Genomic DNA, 22,231 nt, shown 5'->3' on the forward strand with positions numbered 1-22,231 from the left:
ACTCACCTCCCAAAAGCAAAGTCCAGAACTAAAATACCTGACCGGTGCCGATTGACAGTTTGCGGGGTCGGGCCGCGGTGCCTTGTGCACGATCAACGACACCGTCGGTCGGGGCGGCGGATGTCGCCGTGGCTTCCAGCGCAGGGGCGACTACTGTTTCAGGCTGGCGCGCCGGGCCCGGTGGAGTTTTCGCAGTCGACGCCGACCCAATCAATCGGTTGACGTTGGCAAGTTCTGTCGCCGCCTTCCGCGCTGTCTTTGCACCTGCCAGCTTTTCCTTAACATAGGCTTCGATCGGGTCTGGCGCGCCCGCTCCACGTTGACGGCGTTCGCCTGCCTGCTTCAGGATTTGCTGGCGTAGCTTGAGGTTGTGCGGAATCAGACACCATGACCCTAGCACGTCAAGCACGCCCAGTTCAGCGCCATCGGACAGAAATGCCCGGACGCAGCGCAGATCGTCCGTGTTCATATAGACGAGCAACTGCTGGCCGATGAGGTGCGTGCTTGTGGCGAGCACGCGGTTGGTGTAGCGGGCACCATGCAGATTGATGTGAGGACGCACGCCCTGGTCGAGATACGCCCGAACGCGACACCGCCGCGCCGACTGCATCAGGCAAAGGGTGCGACGGTGATGCTCGGCCAGCCACGTTACCAGCGTCTGCTTGCCGCGCACGAAATACCCGATCGCTTCAAGAGGCGTGACGTTGTTCAGGCCGCCGTGTGGCGTACCGTTGTAACTCGCGATGGCATATTCGACCAACTCTTCAAGCTCGTCGAACGAGACATACAACCGCAGGTTACCCTTGGGGTCGCTCAGCGCTCTGCGCAGATCGCGTGGGTGGGACCCTGTGTAGCCTGGCAGGCGGGAAGACAGCCGACTTGCGATCGTGCCGAAGAACCGTTCGATGTAAGGCCGTTCGTCCGGGCTGTATTTTGGTCCGGCGTCAACAAGACACCCGATAAACTCACACAACGCGGTCAACGTCTCGTTCGCGAGGTTAGCCCTCCCGTTGTCGAGCTTCATCCATTCCCAGGTGGCATACGCCAGCTCCGGTAGCCGTTGCGACGGAAAGCCGTCCTGCGGCCCGTATGTCAGGCCAGCGATGGTGAGACTTCGCTCACGATGTGGCTCCAGAGCCTTCTCGATCGTCTTGATGACGTCGTAACGGCTGTATTCTTTCCCAACTGCAATGTGATATCCGAGCACGGCGCGTGTGCAGACATCGATGATGACAAGGAGCCACGCCCGGTCGATCTCGAACTCATGCTCAAAGCCAAGCGGGTCACGCGTGACCACCTTAAGTCGGATATCAAGCCGGTGGCCGTCGAATTCGACCACCTGATACGGGCGGCTCGCTGCCGTGACACCCGCGTCGGTCGGGCGTGGCAAGCCCTTGAGATGCGAAGCGCCTGCCGACCGCGCTGCTGTGTCGAAGCGACGCAACAACTCTGCCTTCACGCGTCGCGACAGGGAACGGATCGCGTTGTCTGAGGTGTTGAATGGGTAATCGCCGACAGTCAGTCCGACCGTGCGACATTGGCGGAGAAATTCATCGTGCAACGCTTGCAAACCGCTTAGACGGGTTCGCAGCCCCGAGTCCGTATGTATCTTTACGAGCAGTACCTTGCGTTGCTTGAGCTTCAGCAGCAGCCAGCCTGTCAGGGCCGGGTATTGCTCGAACAGGAGCGATAGCGCTCCTGCTGCCCCATAGCCACCGCAATCGCGACCGGTCTCCACGGCTCTTACCCGCGTATATTCCGCGATGCGCGTGTAACGCACGAGAGCGCGGAAACCATACGGTCTTCCATCCGGGTGCGGCAACGTAGCGCGTTCAAGCAAGCGGTACAGCTGACGACGGTTCACCCCTGTTGATAGCTCGATCGATTTGACCGACTCTCCGGCGGCATAGCGCACGACGGCCTGCCTGCGTTTTTCGAAAACTCGCCGCGCGACCTCGTCGAGTTCTGTATGCGCAACGGTCGGCCAGACGCTCACGTCGATCGCCTGCAACTCGGTCTTCCAGTGGTTCATGATCCTGCCTCCGCCTCTACAAATGACGACAACAGAGACAATGGCTGGGTGTGAAGCTCCGGTGCCTTGACTCGCCCGCTGTACAACAAGCCAAACAACGCCGCACGGCACAGAACCGGATCGCCGGTCGAAAACTCACGCTCGATGGCAAGTAGTCTCTGAGGCACAGCAACGAACCGCACGATCGCCTCCGACAGCGTCGGTGAGATAAGGCCATGGTTGGCGACAACATAGGGCAACATGCGCTGCCAGTTCTCAATCCAGACCCGTCCGGCGGCAAGCTCAGCCGGGCCGACTCGACGGATGGCTAACGCGTTGCCATCGATTGAACGTTGGGAACTCATCGCCTCGCGCAAGCTACTGTCAGCATCACAGCCTGTTAGGACTGCAAATTCATCATGGTCAACGTAACGAACCAGAAAATCCGCGAGCCGTGGGCGCCCTTCCATCTGTATGTAACCGGGACGCTCGCAGAAAGCGACCACCGCCGGATCCGTCTCTAACAGCACCCACAACTCAAGCAGGGAATGTCGACAGAACGTAACCCGGCGCTGCAGCTTGGCGCTGAATGCTTCGAACCGATGCGCGCCTCGTGGTCGCACGAGCGCGATGGGCTTGACCAGCGGCAAGGACAATTCCATGAGATCCACGCCTTCAAGACGGGATTCGAAGTGTAGGAGGCGAATTGACGAATTTAATACGTATATATGCGAATTGACACTTTTGCTCCGCTTGGTACGTACGTAAAAATGTCAACCTGAACACGGATTGCCCCGCCGGTGCTATGCAGAGGGTTGACAGATTTCCTTCGGTCTACGGCAACGCGCAACTGGACATCCATACCACTAAGCCTATAGCCAGCAAGACCGAACCTCCCCCACCAAAAGTTCGGCATCTTCAACGATTCGCTCTTCCTTTCTAGTCGTGTCTACCCATCGCCTCCTGGAAGATGAAACTCTCAGCGAACCTCGCCATCCTGCGGTTACGGGGGCAGTTGGTTCGCGGTCAGCTCGTTCTCCTCGTTGCTGAACTTCCAGCCTAAGGCCGCAATACTGGTGCTGGTGGTCAATGCGCACTCCCGCCGAGGGCTGGCCATCGCCGAGGGGTAACAATCAGGCCGTCCCGCTTGCAAAGAACGTTTTCAACCGCTACTATAGTACGCATGTACACTATACATATTGCGTACTAGTTTGCCTGAATCGAGCGGCGCTTGTCGATAGAACGGAGCACGCCACCCATGGCGGAGACACTGCCGGCGCTTCCCCGCGTCCGAGACGATCACGGTCCGTCTGATTCGAATCATTGCGCTTAAAGACGCGCGGAAGTCCCGAGATCGAACTGCAACGTCGAGGCCATCGACACAACGTGAGGAGAAGCGAGTATGGATGACAGAACGAGTCTCAAGTATCAGCTCATCAGCGCATGGTGCGGTCCCGCTTTTCTCGTGACATTCGTTTTTTTTTGGGGGGTCTTGGGGCACAACCTGCCTAACCCGTCGCCAGCGCTGAGCGCCTCGGACCTGGCAGCGCGTTATCTCGCCAACCTCGGTCAAATTCGTCTTGGCTTCATCGTTTCGATGATCACGGTGGTCTTATACATGCCGTGGACCGCGGTACTCACCGCACAAATGGCGCGGATCGAAGGGAAGTTCCCGGTTCTTAGCTTTCTTCAATTGCTAGGCGGCGGGTTAACAGTGATGGTGGTCTCTTTCAGTGTCATGTTCTGGGCCGTCGCTGCTTTCCGACCCGAACGGGATCCGGCGTCTATTCAACTGCTCACCGATCTGGGCTGGCTGTGCATCGATCTCCAGTACGCCTGCACGACGCTACAAATGGTGGCAGCAGCGCTGGTCGGACTGGCCGACAAGAGCAAGATTCCGCTGTTCCCCCGATGGGTCTGCTTCCTGACAATCTGGTGCGGCATCAGCTTCTTCCCGGCAAGCCTGACTGGCGTGCTACAGACGGGGCCTTTCGCATGGAGCGGTGTACTGAGCTACTACTTTCCGTATTTTTGTTGGCTGTGTTGGTACATTACGGCAAGCATCTACATGATCAAAGAGATTCGCCGTCGTATGGCTGTTTCCGATATTCCGGAAACAGCTGGCGGCTTCGCGCACCGTACGGGCAGTTGAAGTTTCGCATTCGGCGTCCAAGCTGATCTCCTCCGACCTCGGCCGTTCCGAGATCGGAGGAGTGCCTGGTTTTACCTACCCATCTTTTCGACGGAGGTGCCATCCGCGTGGCAACCGTCGCCTGTTCATGGAGCGTTGACTCATGGCGGTCGGTACAGCACCCCCGGCGGTTGGCACAAGCCCCATAGCGCGCCACCTGCCGGGAGACAAGGATGTCTGGGTCTTCATCATTGCCGAGCTTCTTATGTTCGGCGTCTTCTTCGCCATTTACATCATGAATCGGTTCTTCGAAGTCGAGATGTTTAACGCCTCGCAACTCACGCTGAATCGGAATTTGGGTGTCGCCAACACGTTTTTTTTAGTGACAAGTTCCTGGGCTGTGGCGTTATCCGTGCACGCAGCACGCAGGAACAGGCGGTCCAAAGTATCGCTATATCTCGGTGTCGGGATAACGCTAAGTTTCGCCTTCATGTTGGTGAAGTACGTCGAGTATTCGGCCAAGTTCAACGCCGGCGTCACAATGACGACCAACACGTTCTACATGTTCTATTTCTGCCTGACGGTGATTCACCTGCTACACGTCATCGGCGGGACGATCATCCTGATTGTCATGTGGATGAAAGCGAAAGAAGGCGTCTACCATGCGCGGAACACCAAGGGACTGGAGACCGGCGCGTCATACTGGCACATGGTCGATCTGCTCTGGATTTTCCTTTTCCCTCTGCTCTATCTGTTGAGGTAACCGGCCATGCTCCGACTGCTGCGAGAACCGCTTCACCGAACCTGGATAGTGCTGATCATCGCAACCAGCGTGACGTTCTGGCTCCGTGCCGACGGCGTTGTGGGACTCGCCGCTGGTGCGGGCACTCTGGCGATCGCCTATCTCAAGGGGCGACTCGTCGTTCTCGATTTCATGGAACTCAGACACGCCCCACCCGTCTGGCGGGGTATTCTTGAAGGATGGCTTCTAGTGATTTCTGTCGCCCTGCTGGGCGTTTACTGGATCGGACTGAATGACTTTCACCGTCTGTGACGTTGAGACATTCATGCGGCGAATCATGCGGGGCATGTCCTGGCTCTTATTCCAGCAACTGCAAACGCAAGCGTCTTGACCGCGTAGAATCCAGTCCACACGCTAGTGCGAGATAGGCCTCCATACTGCCAAAATCGCGTTCGATGGCGTGCAGGGCGGCCCCAAGATACTCTTCGCGGACATCCGCAATGGTGAGCATGGCGGCGCTGGTGGTTGGCGACTGTCGGGTGAGGTCTGGGCCCAACAATGTGCGCAACAATGCTTCGGGAGATCGCCGATTGCGGGTCAAGAGGTAGTCTTCGAACACCTCATCACGGGAAACGCCCAGTGCCAGCAACACCATGGCACTGGTAAATCCAGTCCGGTCCTTGCCGGCAGTGCAGTGGATCAAGGTCGCGGGCGCGGAGGGCGCGCCAAGACGGTCAAATACCGAGACGAGAACCCCGGCAAACAATCCTGGCATTTTGGCGTAAGCATCCTGCATCCAGTGGCAAGCGGCCGCTGCATCAAACGTCGGATCGGCGATGCGCTCGCGCCAGCCGAATACGCTGACTGCCTCAAACTCGAGCGAATCAATCCCGGCCACGGTTTCAGGTGTCTTGCCAGGTGGGCATCGATTCGATGCGCGTGTTCGTTCGTCAGCATTTCGCAAATCGTACGCCAGCGCAATGTCGAGGCTCGCGACCTGCGCGAGATCGGCATCCGTCAGCCGCTCAAGCGACTCGGAGCGGAACAGCCGCCCCGGTCGAACGCGAGAGCCGCCGGCAGCACGAAAGCCACCGAGGTCGCGAAAATTGGGTGCGCCTTCAAGCCCCGATGGGGAGATTGTCATCAACGTCGCTCATCTTAGGATGAAGGGGGAAGTCGTCTTCTGGCCCCTCGCCGTGCCGGTCGAAAATGAACGTGCCGGCCGACGCTGCCTGAAGATGGTTGAATGTCAGTGTTGCGCCAATAGGTCTTCGATATCCGGCAGCGCAGCCGGATCCGCCTCCCACCCCTGCATCTTCATCAGCGAGCGGTCGCGCAGGAGTTGGTCCTTTGACATGTTGAGAACAATTTTTTCCACGCGCAACTGCGTGTCGAGATCGGCGGTGCCAGCCGCCGCGACCACGACTGATCCCATGGCCACGCGCATGTCGCGGACGCTCTGCGTGAGTAGCACAGGATCGAGCGTACATCGATCCAGTACGGTGCAGGCGGCGGCACTGATGACGGCGAGTTTGTCCAATGCCGCCCTGGTGCCTGGATCGTTTGCGGGAGTTGCCTTCAGGGTTTCCGCATTCGCAAGCAGCCGGCCAAGTTCATCGCGATCAAAGCGGAACTGCAGGGGCAACTGGGTATTCAACAGACTCAACAGCCCGATGATCAGTTGGGATTGTTCGATCGCAAGCCTGTTGGCAGGATCGATCGCCGGGATTACCACATCCGTCATCGCCTTGATCACGCTGGCGATCTGTACTTCTGGCCGCATCTGCATATCAGTTCTCCATCGCTATCAGGGTTCGCACTTCCTCGAGAATCATGTACCCGATTCCTATCAGCCAGGTCACCAGCACATCCTGGTGCGTCTTGCCATTACGCGCGATCCGGTAGCCGGTGGCAAGCGTAAGGACAGCGATGCTGTAACTGTTGTAAATCTTGTACCAATGCACAGTCCTGGCGGACACCGACATCCCCGATGCCTTCTCGTATTGTTCAAAAAATTGCGCTTCCGGCATGAGTCCGCAAACAAGAAAGATTTTGCCATCCTGATCGAGGTGGCCGAACGCACGATTTGTCGTCCACGCCAGGTCCTGATGTCGATCGCCAATGCGCCCGAGTTCCCAATCCAGCCAGGCGGAAATCTTGAGGTCATGCTCGGTGAACAGGAAATTGCCCGTGCGGTAGTCCGAGTGCACAATGGATGCGCGATCCAGAACAGGCATATTGCGGCGCAGCCACGCGGAGACGACCCGCATCAGCGGAATATCCTCATCGCTGTCTTCTTCCCAGATCCGGTCCCAATGGTCGATGCCCCACTCGGCACACTGCGTCGTGCCGATGCGTGGCACGTCGAACGCACTAAGGTCCGCATTGCGATAGTCATGAAGATGGATTGCTGCGAGGTTGGCGACGAATTGCGGCGCGAGGCGGTTGCGCACCAGTTCGGGCAGGTGGGTTGCCAGGCCGGAAACGCCGCTGCTGGCATTGGAAGGCTTGGTCACGCCGGGCGCAAAACCATAGATCAGTGCCGGATAGGGCAAATGCCTTGCTTGCGCGTCGCACCAGAAAACAGATGGGACGGGTACCACGGCTTCGCACGCCTTGAGCAACTGAAACTCGCGCAGGCGGCTGGTTTCGACGATCGACTCGGCCGGTTCCATGCGCAGCACCATCGCGGTTTTTTCAAAGCCTGCTCCGGGACGATTCCATTCAAGCGTGAACGCCATTTGCAATTTCGAGGCGCCACCGGATAACCAGCGCGTATCCTTGATTTCGAAGGTATCGCCGATTTCGGTGCGGAGCAACGACTCGACACTCTGCACCAGCGACGCGAGCGTTATGGGTGAATAACCCGGCCCGCTGCGCCGTTCAAGCTTGCGGGTCAGGATGTGGTCGATTTCCTTCTCGACGGTGAAGCGCCGGCGGATGGCGCTGATCCATTCCGCCGACGGACTGTCCTTGTTAATCTCTTGCATTCTCGTCTCCTCATTATGGAACGAGCCATAACGGCTTTCGGCGATACATGTTTTTTTAAAGGTGGGGCATGCTGCGGTTGGAGAGGGCCGGATTCAGGTCGCGCCTGTTTTCGCCATATAGTCCAGGTATGGTTTCGGCCAGCACATCTCGACATGGCCGACACCCTTGACGCCATCGATCTCGACCGACATCGATCCCTCATTCAGGGTCGCGAGCGGACTGACCTTGAATTCGAATAGCGCAAACGTGGTACCGCGCACATGCGTTGTTCTTCCGAGTGCATCGGTGACGACGGCATCGATGCCCGTATGCCTGAGCAGGGCATCGTGCTCGAAGCTAACGTCAACCGACCTCACTTCCGCAATTTTTCCATCGCGCTGCACGTAGCCGCGCAGAATATTGCGACCGAGCGCCTGGATATCAAAAAAATGCACGGAAGTATCCGGCCCGGCTTGCGCCTCCAGCCACTTCCAGTGCTGCGCCACACCCCAATCACGCCTACCCCAGGAGTGGTCGCGGTGACCCATTGTGTCGAAAGGAATCTCGCGATCGCCAAGGCGCAATACGCCGCTGACCTGGCCGGCCTGCTCGAAGCGGTCGTCGGCCAGCCATTGCGGACAGCCGTCGGCATGCGAGCCGTAGTTGTACGCGGGATGCGTTGCTTCGAAGTGGTATTGCAGGCTTACCCCATCGCCGGAATAGGCAAGGTCCGCCGTCTGCAATACGGCACCATGCGCGACGCGCACCTTGCCGACGCGCCAGTCGTCGAAGCCCTGTTCGTGTGGAACGGGAATGCCGTCGACCGCTTCAAAAATTGGCACGGAACCCGCTCCAGGGCCAAAGACGCATAGTGCGGCGCCGGCTTTGCTTTCGCCATTGACCCATGTATAGACAAATGCCGCAATATTCTCCTCGGGCAGTTGCAACATGAATACCAATGATTCGCGCGCGAGGGGATCATTGCGCAGGCGATGGCGACCGTCATGCACCGGGTCGAGGGAAAACTTCGTTTTGAACTGCTCTGATGGTTCGCTCATGTCACCTCGTTGCCAGAGAAAGTTTCAGCAGTGTTTGCAATACGTTTCGGCCCTAACGCAGGTACGTGATCAAAATAACTGCCGTACAAGCCACCGTCCATGCTTCGAACAGCAAGCGCCACCGAAACGGAGCGCGGCCCAGCTCCATAAAATTAATCATGATCAGTCTCACTTTGATGGCCGCAATCGCCAGGATCAGAACCGTCACGGTAGTCGGGGCAATGCCATCCTTCGAGAGCCACCAGGTACTCGCACAGGTAGCGAGCATGAGAAGCATCCAGACAGCACTCACCGGACTTAACAGGATGCGCATGTTCTACTTCATCAAATAAAGGAGTGGGAAAAGGAAGATCCATAGCAGATCGACCATATGCCAGAACGAGGCACCGCTTTCGAGACCGGTGCAATTCTTGCCGTTGTAAGCGCCAAGTCGCGCTTTCTTCCAGAGGATGACGAGAACTACGATGCCCCCGACGACATGCAACAGATGGATGCCCGTCAAAATAAAATAGAACATGTAGAAATCGTTAGTGAGCATCGATATCCCGGCGCTCATTTTCTCGGTGTATTCAACAATTTTAAGCACGCCGAACGTGGCCCCGCAGAGAACACCAATGGCGATGAAATGGGGCACGTGCCGCAGCCTGTTCGCTTTGGCCGCTTGTACCGCCATGACTACAAACCAGGAACTGGTCAGCAGGATCAGCGTATTGATTCCGCCGTAGTTGAAGTTGAGCGTTTGCCGACAGAGATTGAATAGATCGAGGTTTTTGCCGCGTTCAATAACGAACGCGGCAAAGAGCAGGCCGAACACCATCATGTCGGCGGCGATAAAGACAAAGACGCCTTCCGCTCCGGGCAAGCGTCGTGGGTGATTCAGAGTGGCTGTCACGATCTTTCAAGTTGAAGAGATTGCTGGAAATCCGGCCTCGGAGATGGAACTGGCAACAAGGTCCGTGTCCTCTTGCTCGATCCGAGTGATTGCACGGATCACATAGAAGGACGTGGCGAATACCCACGCATACCAGGCGAGAAAGGCGACCCAGAAATTGAACATGCCCTGGAAGGCGAATGGACCGGTCTTGAAGAAAGGGATGAGGCTGACTGGAAAGAATGTTGCGCAGGTAAAGAAGCCCCACCAGCAGACCCAGGCCGGCATCAAGGGCTCGGCGCGCTTGTCGCGCAGAAACACCACACAGATCGCGAAAATCTGGAACGTTGTCACCATGTAAGCGAGGTCGATAATCATCCAGCCCATGTAATAGAGCGTGTGAATGAGTTCCGGCGTCAGAATTGATGTTTCCATGGCGGCGGTCAGCCAGGTACCGCAGGCGATCAGCAGAGGACAAACAGTGATGGTGGCGCCCATCATTTCAAGACTGGACAGAAGACCGTCCGGCCCCTCGATGCGGCGCATGACTTTGGACACGGCACAACCCCAGGCCATGTAAAAGGCTGCGCCGACCATGCAAACGGACATGCCTACACGCAGCGCCAGATTGTTTTCAAGGTAGTGGGCCGCGATCTGCGCTGGTGTGACGTCGGCGCCGATCGGGGGCATGTTATGGGACAGGATGCCCCAGAAGTAACAGAAAATCGCCATGAAGATGGGACCGCACCAGGCGAGCAACCGCCACATCCCGTAGTCAGTACCTTGAGCATTTTGATTCATGATTACCTCTTCCAAATTGAGTTGACACTACGCCAATAAAAGGCTGGGATCGCTACGCTACGTCCAGAGTCGGCGCCGGCACGGCGGCCGTCCGTGCTACACCGACGGTGAAACCCGTGAGGACCGCATTGCCACTGGGAATGTCGATGTCGAATTCCGAGGCGACCAGATTCGAATTGACGCCAGGCCGTGTGCGCGCATAGGACAGACGCGCATCGGGTGCGTCGTGTCCCCAGCCGTGCGGCATGCTGATGACACCAGGCATGATTTCGTCCGAAACGGTCACCGGCACCGTGATCATCTTGTCGTTCCGACTAATCTCGACGCGGTCGCCCGTCTTGACCTGAAGGCGCTCCGCGTCGTTCGGATGCAGCATGGCCGTGCATTTGTCCGGGCCGCGATTGAACGCGCGGATGTTGTGCATCCAGGAATTGATCGAGTGCAGCTGGCGCCGGCCGATCATGATCATTCGGTCGCTGGTCGTGTACTGCGTCATCGCTTCGCGCAGGCGCGGCGCTTCCCGCATCAGCAGCTCGGGCGCCAGTTCGACCTTGCCGCTCGGCGTGCCCAGCGCCTGCGGAAGGCGCTCGAATAGCGGGCCTAGGTCGATGCCGTGATCCGCCGCCTTGACCTTCGATAAGGTAAGGCCGTCAGGCTTGGCTCCGAACTTGTCGCCGAAATGATGCGTGCGCAGCAGGATTTCATAGATGCGGTCGCTGCCCTGCTTCTCCTCCAGCAGCTCCAGGGCCTGGGCAGCCGTCTTGCCGCCCAGGCCGCCGCCGGCCTGCGCGCCCTGCAGAAAGAACTCAGCGAGCGCATTGTCGACGGCCTGCTCGGAGATATCGGAGAGCTTGGCGGCCAGGGACAGCATGATCTCGCCGTCGGACTTCGTACCCGGGATCGGCTCGAACACCTTGTCGACCCACTTGGCGACATGGCGCACGGCCAGTGTCGTCGTGAAAATCGGCCAGTCCGAACGGTCCAGGTGGCCCGAGCCGGGCAGGATCAGATCGGCATGGCGGCTCGTCTCGCCCACATAGATATCGACCGCCACCATGAAATCCAGCGAGGACAGCGCCTTCGACAACTGTGGGCCGTTGGGCACGCTGATGACCGGATTGGCGCACATCGTGAGCAGGCCCCGGATCTGTCCTTGTCCGGGCGTGAGAATCTCCTCGGCCAGGACGACCGCGGGCAACTGGCCGGCGACTTCCGGCAGTCCGCGCACCCGCGAATGCCAGCGGTGATGCGGCGCCACACCGTTCCGGTAACGTTCGTTCAGGAAGATCGAAGGCGTCACTCCCATAGGGATCATGGCGCCGCCGGGACGGTCGAGATTTCCTGTCAGCGCATTGACCACGTCGATCAGCCAGCTGGTCACCGAACCGAAAGGCTGCTGGGATGACCCGGTTCGCCCATAGCAGACGGCCGATGGAGCGCCGGCAAAATCGCGGGCGATCTCCCTGATCGTCTCGGCAGGGATGCCACTGGCCGCGGCGAGCTCCGGCAGCGAGAACGACCTCGCCAAGGCGGCGACCTCCTGCACGCCATTGACATGCGTCTCCAGTCTGCCGAGCTTGACAAGGTTCTCGTCGAAGAGCACCCGCAACAGCCCCAGCAGGAAGTAAGGGTCGGTGCCCGGTCGAATGGGCAGGTGTCGATTCGCCAAGGCCGCTGTTTCGGTTCGGCGCGGGTCCACCACTACCACCTGGCCACCACGCTGCCGGATTTCCTCCATGCGCCGGCCGAAGCCGGGCGCCGTCATCAGGCTGCCCCCCGAGATACAGGGGTTAGCGCCCAGAATGAGAAGGTAGTCGGTGCGCTCGACGTCCGGCACCGGAATCAACGACTGGTCGCCGAATACCAGGCCTGTTGACAGCACCTTGGGCAGATGGTCGACCGAGGTTGAAGAGTACAGCGAGCGTGTGCCCAGCGCCATCGCGCAGCTCAGCGTGTACAGCAGTCCGCCCGGATTGTGTGCGGTAGGATTGCCGACGTAAATCGCGTTGGCGTCCGCGCCATACTTGTGCGAAATGTCCTTGAAGCGTTCGGCCGCCAACTCGAGGGCATCCTGCCAGCTGATTTCCTCGAAATCCTTGCCTCGGCGGCGCAGTGGTTTGGCGAGTACATCACGGTCTTCACGCAACGCTTTCATGCCCTGGCTTTTGGGGCAGACGAAACCACGGCTGAGCGGGTCATGCTCGTCGCCGCGAATATCCAGCACGGTTCGCGTCTCCCTATCGGCGGTCACCACGACGCCGCACCCTGCTTCGCAGATGGGGCACTTGCGAACGTGCCGGCTCAGACTTCCTTCCATGCTTGTAGCGCTCATCGTACGTTCCTCCAACTTCACACCTGACGGCGATCACTCGCTCTGTGGCTGTTCGCTGAAGAATTTCTCGAACTTGCCCGACATCCCCTTGTATTCGTCGGCGTCGGGGAAGTCCCGTCGGTGTTCGACCATTTTTGGCCAGACGGCCGAGAGCTGCCTGTTGAGCGCCAGCCAGCGCGCGGCTTCCGGTTTGCTGCCAGCGACAATGGCTTGACTGGGGCAGATCGGGACGCAGGCAGCGCAATCGATGCAGGTCACCGGATCGATGACCAGCATGACTTCGCCGCCGCGAAAGCACTCCACCGGGCATACGTCAACGCAGTCTGTGTATTTGCATCGTATGCAGGAGTCTGTAACGACATAGGTCATGATCGTTTCCTCACTTCGTTTTACGCGCTCGCGGCGCTCACTCGGTCAATACCGCATATGCCTAACATTTCTTCGACGGTGTGAAATTTCCTGCGGGGTGCTCCTCCGGTCGCGCGTGTGCATTCAGCGCGATCGATTGCCTTCCAGTCCTCGAACACGACAGGACGGATGCCGCGTTCTGCCAGCAACTTGTCCAGCCCAGAAGGACCTTCACCACCGATAGCGGAGACTTCCTTACTGATGCGAGCGGCGATCTGAGCGGCATCGGCTCTATTGGTTGCGATGGTTCCACCCGGCCCTCGTCTCGCCCATCCGGTGCAGTACAGGCCTTCCTCGATTCGACCATCCTCATGCAGGAAGGACCCGCGCCGCTCATCGATATTCAGAGGCGCCAATCGCTTCACGCGGTAGCCGATACAACTGATCACCACATCGCACCGAACATTGAAAAATGAGCGCGTGCCTTCGACGATGTTTCCGTTCATCCGCATTCGCTCGAAGCGCATCGCTTCCACTCGCGTGCGGCCGATGATCTCGACTGGCCTTCCGAGGAATTGAAGCTCGATAGCGCGGGCCTTTCCTGACATTGCAGAGTTGGAGAAGCGGGCCAGAGCATTCAGCATGGACGCTTGCGGCGCCGGAAGGCTCGCGATGACCGTGCTATCCGGGAACTCTGTTCCTGTCGGCAAGGATAGAGAAACATCTGCTGCTTCGCCCAACTCCTCCAGCTCCTTGACCGAAAAGCGAGCATCCATGGGGCTGCGCCGTCCGGCCAGCACGACTTTTCGTACGCGCGACTCGCGCAGCATGTCCATCGCGCGAGGAGATATATCGGTCTGCGCAAGCGAATCGACGGGCTTTGTCAGTAGCCGAGCCACGTCAATCGCGACATTGCCGTTGCCGATAACCATCACGGTTTCCGGCAGCTCGGCAATTTCCAACTCTGCGTGATCAGGATGGGCGTTGTACCAACCGGTGAATCGAGCCGATCCCCACACGCCAGGCAGGTGTTCTCCAGGGATATCCAGCGTGTTGTCGACAGGACAACCACAGGCTAGTACCACTGCGTCGTAGAGTTCTCGCAGACGGTCGAGTGAAACCGCCTGGCCAATCTCGACGCCGCCGAGAAACCGAACACCATGCCTGGAAAAGGCCTGTTCGAAACGCTGCGTCACCGCTCTGACAGACGCGTGATCTGGCGCAACGCCGGAGCGAACGAGCCCGAACGGCGTCGGCAGCCGATCTATTACGTCGATCAGCGGTGGAGTCGGTACATGCCTTTGCAGAGCCTCCACGAGATACATACCCGCTGGACCGCTGCCAACGACTGCTACAGAAATCGGCATCACAAATTCCTCTCCTCTTACAACGCGCGCAGCGACGTCTGCGTCAATCATTGGCGACGCGCCGGCCTGGTTTGCTGCTCACTGCCCGGGTGGGGCACTCCCACGCCGGATCCTCCACCTTCCGATGCCGTTTGGCCGGCGTGCTGTATTTTGACTCGCTGCGTTTTCCCACGATGAACTCTGGCCTGAAGACGTAGACCATGGCGGGCATGATGAACAAGGCACTGAATGCCGAAACGAAGAGCCAGATCGCCATCAACAGCCCCATTTCCGCCTGAAAACGCAGCGACGACTGCAGCCACAGCACCACGCTCACGGTCAGCGTCAGAGACGTGATCAGCACGCCTTTGCCCGCAGTGCGCAACGACTGTTGAATTGCCAGCTTCAGATCGTTGTGGTGATGGAGTTCCTCGCGGATTCCATCGACGACGTAGAACGCATAATCGACACCCAGCCCAATCCCGAGTGCGGCGACAGGCAAGGTGCTCAGAGTCATGCCGATGCCCTTCCAGGCCATGAAGCTGAAGGTAATGGTGTTGGAAAGCATGACCGGCACCATGAAAAAGATTCCTGCCCGCGTCGAGCGATAGGCGACGGCACAGCAGATGACCAGCCAGAGTAGTGCCAGCGCAACGCTTTCGATCTGCCCGGAGAGGATCACTTCGTTGACGGCCGCGGTGACGCCGATCACGCCCCCGGCCAGTAGGTAGGAGCCTTGCTTCAAGGGGTTGTCAGCGATGAATTCCTTGAGCCGCTGCACCGCCGTCCGAATGCTGCCACCGCGATGATCCTTGAAATAGAAGGTCACCGGTGCGTACTGAAACTTGGGGTCTACAAATTGGGCAGACTCACCTGCATCGGCCCCCCACATGTAGAACAACTCGCCGTTCTCGTTCTTGGTTTTGCCGAACTCCTGATAGCGCGGATTGTCCTCGCGCAGGATCCGGTTGACTGACGGAATGACGTCCGCAATCGACAGACTCCCCCCGATCTCCGGCTGCGCGGCCATGAAGCGCTGCATCGAAACCATATTTTCGAGCACCGCAGGCTCTTTGACGTCGTCGGGCTTCGTTCCCGCGAAGACCGCGTACATGCGGTCCGCCCCCTGGAACTGCCGATTGACCGCCGCTGAGTCCTGGTTATAGCGCGAGTCTTGCCAAAGAATCGGCGAACCGGCATCTGCGTCGCCGATCTGAAGCCTGAAGGCATAGAGGCCCGAGCCGACGAAAACCGCCGCGGCACCTGCCACCACTACGTAACGCCATCTGGAGGCGGCAACCGAGATGGCCAGCGTAAGCACGCGATCGAGCAGCGGCGAAACGTCGAACGGGTGAGCGCAGCCCTTGGGTTTCTTGAGCCACGACAGTAGCACCGGCGTCATGACGCAGGCGCTTACGGCGATGGTCAGTACCCAGATGGTCCCGATGACCGCTACCTTCTGCATGAGCGGAATCGGCGTGAGCACCACCACGACCATGCAGCCCGCGTCGGCGATCACCCCGAGCATGCCTGGCTTGAAGAGCTGGAGCATCGCGGAGCTGGCAGCCGCACGCGTCGTCTCGGCCCCAGCCGCCAGTTCATCGCCGAATCTCGACACCAGTTGCACCGAATGCGAGATGGATCGGGCGGTAATCAGGAAAGCGATGACAATGACCAGTGGATCGAGGTTGAAACCAAGGAGCGAGGCGAAGCCGAGCGCCCAGATCGCACTGGTCAGGCCTGCCAGCAGCGGCAGTAGCGTGCCGCGCCAGGTCCGCGCGATCAGAAACAGGAGTGCTACCAGGCAGCCGATAGTGAAAAGAAAGATGTGCAAGGTTTCCGGGACGTAATAGTTCACCCAGCCATAGAGCATCGGCTCGCCGACCACGCTGACCTGCACGCCTTCGCCTTGCGCGGCCTCGGCCAGCTTGGTGATCTGCGGAAAGATCTTGTTGTAGTCGACCAGGCTCTCATAGAAGTCGACCGTAATCAGCGTTGACTTCAGATCTCGTGAAACGTACGGCCCGTAGATCAACGGACTGTTGAGCACAGAGGACTTCAGCGCCTGCATCTCTTGTTGCGTCTTCGGAATATCCGGCCACATGACAGGCCGTGCTTCAATGGCGTCGGTCGACGCCCTGATTTCCCTTAGCTTGTTCGAAGCAAGCGAAACGATCTGGGTCGAGTTCACGCCATCGACCAATGGCAGTTCATTCGTAATTTTTCTGACTTTTTCGAGCACCTTCTGATTGAAGATATCGCCCTGCTTTACCTCAAGCATGACGCTGATCACGTTTGAGCCGCCAAAGTGCTCCTGAAATCGCTCATGTACCTGAACGTAAGGGTGACTGCGCGGCAGCAGGTCTTCAAATACCGTCTTGACGTGTACGCGTGCGGCGAAGAGCGTCATCACCAGCGTCAGCAGGAGGTAAGCTCCGGCCACGGCCACACGGTTTCGGATGCAGAATTCGACGAAGTTCTGAAGCTTGGTATACGTAAGGTCTTTCACAGTGTTGCTCTCCGGATTGCCGCGCTCTTTGCTCGCCCCGTGCCTACAGGGCCTTCATTTCCTGGGTGGTGACCACTCGCGAACCTACGAGGTAATACTGCGTTGGGCTCCGTGCAATGCTCGTGTACCAATTGCGATCATCCGGCGACAGGCGGGTTGCTTTCCACTCGCTGGCGTCTGTCGATCCAATGACGACAATGCCTTTGGAGCCCACGGCAACCCAGCGCTCGCCGTCCCAAATCACGTCAAGCAGATGCTCCAATCGTCCGCGTTCATACACTTTTCCCGCTTCCAGACGATCGTCAGTCTGGATGGTCTGGGGCGACTGATCGGGCGATACAAACCTCTCCTGGGTCCAGGTTTTCCCGCCGTCGTGCGAAACAAGAATGACGCCGTTCAGGCCGACCGCCACACCGTTTTCGGCATCCCTGAACGCGACTGACATGAGGCTCATCTTCGTCGGGCTTTTGACCTCGTGCCATGAGGCACCATCATCGTTCGATACTCGAATCCGGCCATATTCGCCCACCATCCAGCCACGCTCTCCGCGAAATGAGACGTCGTTCCATGCGATGTCCTCTTCGGGTCCGACCTGAGCCCAGGTGCTCCCGAAGTCGGTTGAATGGAGCACGCTTCCGCCCTCGCCCACGGCCCATGCCTGTCCGCCGGCCAGCGCCGTGACGCGCATCAGCTTGTTGGCGATCTTGTTGTGCGGGGCCTCGACACCACGCCACAGATTCCCGCCGTCATCGGTAACGATCACGGCCCCACCGTTGCCGACCGCAACAGCGTGTCGCCCATCCCACGCCGCCACATCCTGCAGCGAGACATCAACAGCGGATCGCTGAATTCCCCACGAGCGCCCGCTGTCTTCCGTGCGCGCGATCTTTCCGCCGCTGCCGACCACCCACGCCCTCCCGTCCTGCTCCACGGCCAACCCATAGAAGCGATCACCGCGTTCGAACACCGGCCTTGCTAACGCAGCCCCCTGCGGCTGTGGCTTGATGAAAAGCCCGGCATACAGCAATCCACCGATGATGACCAGCGGCAACGCAGACGTTAAAAGATTGAATATGCGGTTCACGTTGATGTCCTGATACGTTGCGGCAAAAGCCGACGAACGCGGGCAGAAATGGATTTGGCGCGTGCGAGGCCCAGGTGCGAAAGCCGGACCCGACAAAGGCACCGGAAAGCGCGCGCCCGCGAACGCGCGAACCGGCGCCTTGGCTCAGCCGCGCTATTGCAATGCCTCCAGAGCTTCAGGCGTATATTGTCCCCACTTCGCGCCATAATCGACTACGCCCGGAGCGATGAACTGGGTCTCGTGCTTCGCCTTGAAATCAATGAACTCCCCGCCAGCTGGGGTCATATACTTAATTCCGGTTGTCTGTCCGGTTAGCTGGTCGTAGCCGTATTCGATGTATCGCCAGAAATCGCCTTTCTTGTCGTACGTCTCGGCCATGTAGACAGCCGGAATCTTGGTGTCCACGTACATAATCTTCTTGCTGTAGGGATGCTCGGGAGGTGGGGTACCCTCGACGACCCACACCTCGCGCGGCGCATAGTTCATTTTCTGGTACCAGTAGGGCGCAGGCCCGCTCGAATCGATGATTGGCCACTCTTCCAAGGTTCCCGCCTTGGCGGCATTTCGTGTCACTTTGTAGTCAACGGCGGCGAGAATCCAGCGCTTGCCGATCAGCTTGTTCTGCTTGTATTGAGATGGACGGGCGTTGTAGGCGTAGATGTCGTCATTCAGGAAATCCAGCCCGCCTACGGGGTCCATCCATGCGTTTCCGGTCAGTCTCCGGATTCTGCGAGCGGATTTGATATACGCAAACTGATCCTCGAGCTTCGACGCGCTGACGTCATAGCGAACCGTGAAAGTACCCGTCCCTTTGATGTCCTGCGGCTCTACAGCGACAAGCATCGTTTTGGTCAGCACGTCTGGATCGCCCAGAACCGTTTTGCCTTCCCCCAGACGTCCCTTATTGATAAGCCGATCGAAGATATAGTGTTGGGTCGCCTCGTAACCCGAACTGTTGACCGTCACGAAATAGACGTCCTTTTTAATATCTCTGGGATAGGGCGACCCATAGTAGAAGTTCCACATCACCTTTTCCCCCGCGTCCGGATCCGACTCGGAGATATCGGGGAACGGCAGACCCGCAACCCAGCCGGTGACTTCCCTTGTCTTGGGATCGAACTTAACCTGGTCGGAATACTTCTTCGTGGATTCCACGTACTTTGGGTCAAACTCCGGCTCTTTTGACTTACCCAGCTTCATCTTGAGGCCGGTGTTGCGTATTTGCCATTCAACCTTTTCCGTGAGCAGGCTGCCGATCGTATGCCCCATGAAGGTGTCGTTCTTGATCTGGTCGAGGTTGGCTTTGCTGATCACGGTTCCGTCAGAAAGCTCCGCCGCCAGTGCGGAAGCACTCGTCGCGATCAAGCATGCAGCCACCAGCGTCTTAAGACGGTACGCCACGCCTGGCTTGAATTGAGTTTGCATAATCATGTCTCCGATTGCCTCTGGTTAAAACTGATACGTTGCGCGCAGCAGCAACTGGTCGTGGTTGCCGAAGCCCGCCAGTCCATAGGTGCTCTGTCCTAATTGCGCTGGGCTGGTACGCGCATGCCGCGGCAGGAAGATGTCCGCTTCGGCCAGGAATCGCCAGTGATTGCCGACCGTATAGGTGATGCTGGGGATAACGAATCCATCGCCGGTGCTGATGTCTACTCCTCCCGCCAAACTTGGGTTCAAGCGGCTATTCATGTAGTTGAGCGTGAGGAACGCCGTCAAGATCGTGTCGTGCCTCTTGGCTGGCGCGCTCCAACCGACCTGGGCGACGATGTCGTCGCTGGATTTGAAGTTCTGAATCCACTGGTCGAACAACTGGATCGAGAGAAGCGACGCAGCATTCGTTCCGAGCAAGCGTTCGAGACTCAGCTCCTTGTCCAGACGAAGCGTCGTTAAAATGACGTTCTTTCTGATCACGGGCCCGGTGCCCTGCGTGCCGTTGGGCAGCCCCGTGCCGGTATTGAAATACCGATTCGGCTGGTAGGCGATCTCCGCGTTGACAATGGTGTCGATGACCGGGATCTGGCCACTCACGCTTGCATCATAAACATTGATCTTCGGGAAGAAGAAATCCCCGAGCAGGCCGGACGGCGACTTGCCGATCGGGTTGGCCGCCGGGTTCAGGACAGGGTCGGGCGTAAACGTGTTGAGATACGAAAACGCATAGTTCACCGGGCCCGCGATCCCTGTCCATCTGGCGCCCCCTGTCGGAGAACTGGCTTTGCCATAAGGGTGGTCATAGTCGTAGCGGACTATGCCGGAGAGAAAGTCGACGCCCTGGAATGGCTGTACGCTCCAACGCCCACCGTAGATATCGTACGTATTACCAATATCCCGCTTGCGATCCAGCCCCGGGCGAATCACCAACTGCAGTGTTCCGCCAGCCTCAGGCACGGCGATCTTTGCGTTGGCCATGATCAAGGGCTTGCGGACCTCGTCACTCTCCGGCTCGACAAAGGAGCGCCACCGGTAGTCGTACCCTTGAATCAGGTCGGTCGGGTGAAAGAAGTCCGTCTCGCCCCAGACGATTTGCTGCTTGCCCAAACGGAGATGGACTCGATCTCCGACATCAGCATCGACATAGAACTCTCTAAGCTCGGTTTGATTGTATTGTGACAACAGACTGCTTCCCGGTCCTCCCGGCGTATTCTGGCGCGCAAGGTTCTGCAGATCCTTTTGATACGTGGTCAGGACTTCCCGGTCAGCCCTGCCCACCGCCGTCCAGGTGAGCGGACCGGTTTTCAGTTTTGCATCGAGTTCGAGCGACCCTCGAAGCATCTGAAGCGTCCCGGCGTCATTCCTTGACGTCTCCGGATGATTCTGGAGGTTCATCGACGCCCACGTACGGACGAATCCGCCAAGCGTGAGGTAGTTGTCCGTCAACCCGATTAGCCCACTCAACCCGGAACGTTGTTCACCGGGGGGAGGTGGTTCGTCGGCTGCGTACGCCCCGGCGGGCGAACCCAGTGCGATCAGCAGCGCTGGAAGCGCCGCGAGAACCGACACTCGACTCGGCTTTTTACGCCAGCGCGACATGCCGTCGTCCTTGAAAATTGAATACTTCATGCCTGCCGTCTCCTATCGATTTGGGTTTTTTTATTACACACGTATGCAGTACGAATTACTTACACCTGGCTCACTCTCGTTGAAGCGTTCCTCCCGAATCAACCCTCATGTACCGCAACCGCTCGACAGGTAGTCCATGACGGGACCGACATGATTGCTCAACGCCCATGGAATGAGGGCTTGCGCCGCTCAAACATCGCCGCCACGCCCTCCCGGGCGTCCTGCGTGCCCGATATGCGCGCCAAAGTAAGAGCCTCATCCTCAAGACGTTCCTCGAGTTGCGCATGGCCAGCCTTTAGAAAAAGCCGCTTGATCTCACCGTAGGCCAGGGTCGGGCCGGCTGCCAGCTCCGACGCCAGGCCGCGTGCGAGTTCCGCCAGCTGTGTGTCCGGCACCACCCGGTCTACCAGACCTGTGGCCAAAGCCTCAGTGCTGCCAAGCGCTTCTCCCATCAGGACAAAGCGACGGGCGCGAGCGGCTCCCATACGGAATGTCAACGTGACAGTGGAGCCGCTGTCGCACGAAAAACCGATCCGGGAAAAGGCCGAGCCAAAGCGCGCGGACTCGGCCGACACCACCATGTCGCAGCCGGCAATCATGGCGACTGCGCCGCCCATCGCCCAGCCCTGCACTTCGGCGACGATCGGAACCGGCAGTTGCCACGCCCGCGACAGTCCCATGTGCAGGTCGCTGGTCAACCGCCGAACCAGAGCAGGAAGTTGATCGCGTGCGGGATGGAAAGTCTTGAGGTCTCCCCCGAAGCTGAAATTTTCGCCCTCCGCACGCAACAGCACGGCGCGCAAGCCCACCGTGTCCCACAGTTCGAGAAAAACTTCCTTGAACTCGCGGGTGAAATCGGCGTCGATCGGATTGCCGCGCGACGGCTGCGTCATGGTCACCGTTGCGAGACCGGCATCGATCTCGAGGCGAAGCGACGAATAGTTCGTTGACATAGGACTGTCTCTCTG

At 58.7% G+C, this 22,231-nt stretch carries 20 protein-coding genes; 3 read left to right on the forward strand and 17 right to left on the reverse strand.

What is annotated here, in order from left to right; all coding sequences use genetic code 11:
* Window positions 1-28: 28 nt before the first annotated feature.
* The gene (locus FSO04_RS19795; RefSeq protein WP_154561729.1) at window positions 29-2,032 is read right to left on the reverse strand and encodes a DDE-type integrase/transposase/recombinase; all 2,004 of its coding nucleotides are present in this window, start codon (window positions 2,030-2,032) and stop codon (window positions 29-31) included.
* Entirely contained in the window at window positions 2,029-2,673 is a 645-nt protein-coding gene (locus tag FSO04_RS19800; RefSeq protein ID WP_154561627.1) for a hypothetical protein, read from the reverse strand. Before FSO04_RS19800 ends, FSO04_RS19795 begins: the two co-directional genes overlap by 4 nt.
* A 740-nt stretch (window positions 2,674-3,413) precedes the next feature.
* On the opposite strand from FSO04_RS19800, the gene FSO04_RS19805 reads away from it, so the two are divergent.
* The 3 genes from FSO04_RS19805 (at window position 3,414) to FSO04_RS19815 (ending at window position 5,196) form a co-directional block, all read left to right on the forward strand.
* Window positions 3,414-4,163, forward strand: a complete 750-nt coding sequence (locus tag FSO04_RS19805) for a hypothetical protein (RefSeq protein WP_154561629.1) — start codon at window positions 3,414-3,416, stop codon at window positions 4,161-4,163.
* A 142-nt stretch (window positions 4,164-4,305) separates the two neighbouring features.
* Window positions 4,306-4,905 (forward strand): cytochrome c oxidase subunit 3 family protein, encoded by a 600-nt coding sequence (locus FSO04_RS19810; protein WP_154561631.1) that lies wholly within the window; start codon window positions 4,306-4,308, stop codon window positions 4,903-4,905.
* 48 nt (window positions 4,906-4,953) lie between these two features.
* Entirely contained in the window at window positions 4,954-5,196 is a 243-nt protein-coding gene (locus tag FSO04_RS19815) for a cytochrome C oxidase subunit IV family protein (protein WP_233464914.1), read from the forward strand.
* Between the two features lie 46 nt (window positions 5,197-5,242).
* Here the strand turns inward: FSO04_RS19815 and FSO04_RS19820 are convergent, their stop codons facing one another.
* The 15 genes from FSO04_RS19820 to FSO04_RS19890 all read right to left on the reverse strand — a co-directional run bounded on the left by FSO04_RS19820 (window position 5,243) and on the right by FSO04_RS19890 (window position 22,216).
* Window positions 5,243-6,028 carry a tyrosine-protein phosphatase gene (locus tag FSO04_RS19820; RefSeq protein WP_154561635.1) on the reverse strand — a complete coding sequence of 262 codons (786 nt, stop codon included), beginning with the start codon at window positions 6,026-6,028 and terminating at the stop codon, window positions 5,243-5,245.
* 105 nt (window positions 6,029-6,133) lie between these two features.
* Window positions 6,134-6,673, reverse strand: a complete 540-nt coding sequence (locus tag FSO04_RS19825) for a hypothetical protein (protein ID WP_154561637.1) — start codon at window positions 6,671-6,673, stop codon at window positions 6,134-6,136.
* 1 nt (window position 6,674) lies between these two features.
* A complete protein-coding gene (locus FSO04_RS19830; protein WP_233464915.1) occupies window positions 6,675-7,703 on the reverse strand; it encodes a phosphotransferase family protein in 1,029 nt (342 codons plus the stop codon).
* Between the two features lie 264 nt (window positions 7,704-7,967).
* On the reverse strand, window positions 7,968-8,912 hold the full coding sequence (locus FSO04_RS19835; protein ID WP_154561641.1) for a DUF7064 domain-containing protein: 945 nt from the start codon (window positions 8,910-8,912) through the stop codon (window positions 7,968-7,970).
* Between the two features lie 52 nt (window positions 8,913-8,964).
* Window positions 8,965-9,225, reverse strand: coding sequence for a cytochrome C oxidase subunit IV family protein (locus FSO04_RS19840; RefSeq protein WP_154561643.1), 261 nt, complete (start codon window positions 9,223-9,225; stop codon window positions 8,965-8,967).
* 3 nt (window positions 9,226-9,228) lie between these two features.
* Complete coding sequence (locus FSO04_RS19845) at window positions 9,229-9,804, reverse strand: cytochrome c oxidase subunit 3 family protein (protein WP_199203046.1); 576 nt, start codon at window positions 9,802-9,804, stop codon at window positions 9,229-9,231.
* Between the two features lie 6 nt (window positions 9,805-9,810).
* Window positions 9,811-10,584 (reverse strand): hypothetical protein, encoded by a 774-nt coding sequence (locus FSO04_RS19850; protein ID WP_154561645.1) that lies wholly within the window; start codon window positions 10,582-10,584, stop codon window positions 9,811-9,813.
* A 52-nt stretch (window positions 10,585-10,636) separates the two neighbouring features.
* Window positions 10,637-12,916, reverse strand: coding sequence for a molybdopterin-dependent oxidoreductase (locus FSO04_RS19855; protein ID WP_154561647.1), 2,280 nt, complete (start codon window positions 12,914-12,916; stop codon window positions 10,637-10,639).
* Between the two features lie 33 nt (window positions 12,917-12,949).
* Entirely contained in the window at window positions 12,950-13,285 is a 336-nt protein-coding gene (gene fdxA / locus FSO04_RS19860) for a ferredoxin FdxA (RefSeq protein WP_154561649.1), read from the reverse strand.
* Window positions 13,286-13,305: 20 nt separating this feature from the next.
* The gene (locus FSO04_RS19865; RefSeq protein WP_154561651.1) at window positions 13,306-14,682 is read right to left on the reverse strand and encodes an FAD-dependent oxidoreductase; all 1,377 of its coding nucleotides are present in this window, start codon (window positions 14,680-14,682) and stop codon (window positions 13,306-13,308) included.
* The gene (locus tag FSO04_RS19870) at window positions 14,675-17,059 is read right to left on the reverse strand and encodes an efflux RND transporter permease subunit (RefSeq protein WP_233464916.1); all 2,385 of its coding nucleotides are present in this window, start codon (window positions 17,057-17,059) and stop codon (window positions 14,675-14,677) included. The genes FSO04_RS19865 and FSO04_RS19870 overlap by 8 nt, the downstream gene beginning before the upstream one ends.
* 103 nt (window positions 17,060-17,162) lie before the next feature.
* A complete protein-coding gene (locus tag FSO04_RS19875; protein ID WP_168435752.1) occupies window positions 17,163-18,203 on the reverse strand; it encodes a WD40/YVTN/BNR-like repeat-containing protein in 1,041 nt (346 codons plus the stop codon).
* 153 nt (window positions 18,204-18,356) lie between these two features.
* Complete coding sequence (locus FSO04_RS19880; RefSeq protein WP_166618214.1) at window positions 18,357-19,628, reverse strand: DUF1329 domain-containing protein; 1,272 nt, start codon at window positions 19,626-19,628, stop codon at window positions 18,357-18,359.
* A 24-nt stretch (window positions 19,629-19,652) separates the two neighbouring features.
* Window positions 19,653-21,263: a DUF1302 family protein gene (locus FSO04_RS19885; RefSeq protein WP_233464917.1), complete on the reverse strand. Its 1,611-nt coding sequence runs from the start codon at window positions 21,261-21,263 to the stop codon at window positions 19,653-19,655.
* A 158-nt stretch (window positions 21,264-21,421) separates the two neighbouring features.
* Window positions 21,422-22,216, reverse strand: a complete 795-nt coding sequence (locus FSO04_RS19890; RefSeq protein WP_154561655.1) for an enoyl-CoA hydratase/isomerase family protein — start codon at window positions 22,214-22,216, stop codon at window positions 21,422-21,424.
* Window positions 22,217-22,231 lie beyond the last annotated feature (15 nt).

The organism is Paraburkholderia madseniana, from assembly GCF_009690905.1.
Lineage (GTDB): Bacteria > Pseudomonadota > Gammaproteobacteria > Burkholderiales > Burkholderiaceae > Paraburkholderia > Paraburkholderia madseniana.

Bases quoted from the DNA above. Each gene is read 5' to 3' on its own strand.
- FSO04_RS19795 (WP_154561729.1), bottom strand. From the start codon at position 2,032: ATGAACCACTGGAAGACCGAGTTGCAGGCGATCGACGTGAGCGTCTGG.
- FSO04_RS19800 (WP_154561627.1), bottom strand. From the start codon at position 2,673: ATGGAATTGTCCTTGCCGCTGGTCAAGCCCATCGCGCTCGTGCGACCA.
- FSO04_RS19805 (WP_154561629.1), top strand. From the start codon at position 3,414: ATGGATGACAGAACGAGTCTCAAGTATCAGCTCATCAGCGCATGGTGC.
- FSO04_RS19810 (WP_154561631.1), top strand. From the start codon at position 4,306: ATGGCGGTCGGTACAGCACCCCCGGCGGTTGGCACAAGCCCCATAGCG.
- FSO04_RS19820 (WP_154561635.1), bottom strand. From the start codon at position 6,028: ATGACAATCTCCCCATCGGGGCTTGAAGGCGCACCCAATTTTCGCGAC.
- FSO04_RS19825 (WP_154561637.1), bottom strand. From the start codon at position 6,673: ATGCAGATGCGGCCAGAAGTACAGATCGCCAGCGTGATCAAGGCGATG.
- FSO04_RS19835 (WP_154561641.1), bottom strand. From the start codon at position 8,912: ATGAGCGAACCATCAGAGCAGTTCAAAACGAAGTTTTCCCTCGACCCG.
- FSO04_RS19840 (WP_154561643.1), bottom strand. From the start codon at position 9,225: ATGCGCATCCTGTTAAGTCCGGTGAGTGCTGTCTGGATGCTTCTCATG.
- FSO04_RS19850 (WP_154561645.1), bottom strand. From the start codon at position 10,584: ATGAATCAAAATGCTCAAGGTACTGACTACGGGATGTGGCGGTTGCTC.
- FSO04_RS19855 (WP_154561647.1), bottom strand. From the start codon at position 12,916: ATGAGCGCTACAAGCATGGAAGGAAGTCTGAGCCGGCACGTTCGCAAG.
- fdxA (WP_154561649.1), bottom strand. From the start codon at position 13,285: ATGACCTATGTCGTTACAGACTCCTGCATACGATGCAAATACACAGAC.
- FSO04_RS19865 (WP_154561651.1), bottom strand. From the start codon at position 14,682: ATGATTGACGCAGACGTCGCTGCGCGCGTTGTAAGAGGAGAGGAATTT.
- FSO04_RS19880 (WP_166618214.1), bottom strand. From the start codon at position 19,628: ATGCAAACTCAATTCAAGCCAGGCGTGGCGTACCGTCTTAAGACGCTG.
- FSO04_RS19885 (WP_233464917.1), bottom strand. From the start codon at position 21,263: ATGAAGTATTCAATTTTCAAGGACGACGGCATGTCGCGCTGGCGTAAA.
- FSO04_RS19890 (WP_154561655.1), bottom strand. From the start codon at position 22,216: ATGTCAACGAACTATTCGTCGCTTCGCCTCGAGATCGATGCCGGTCTC.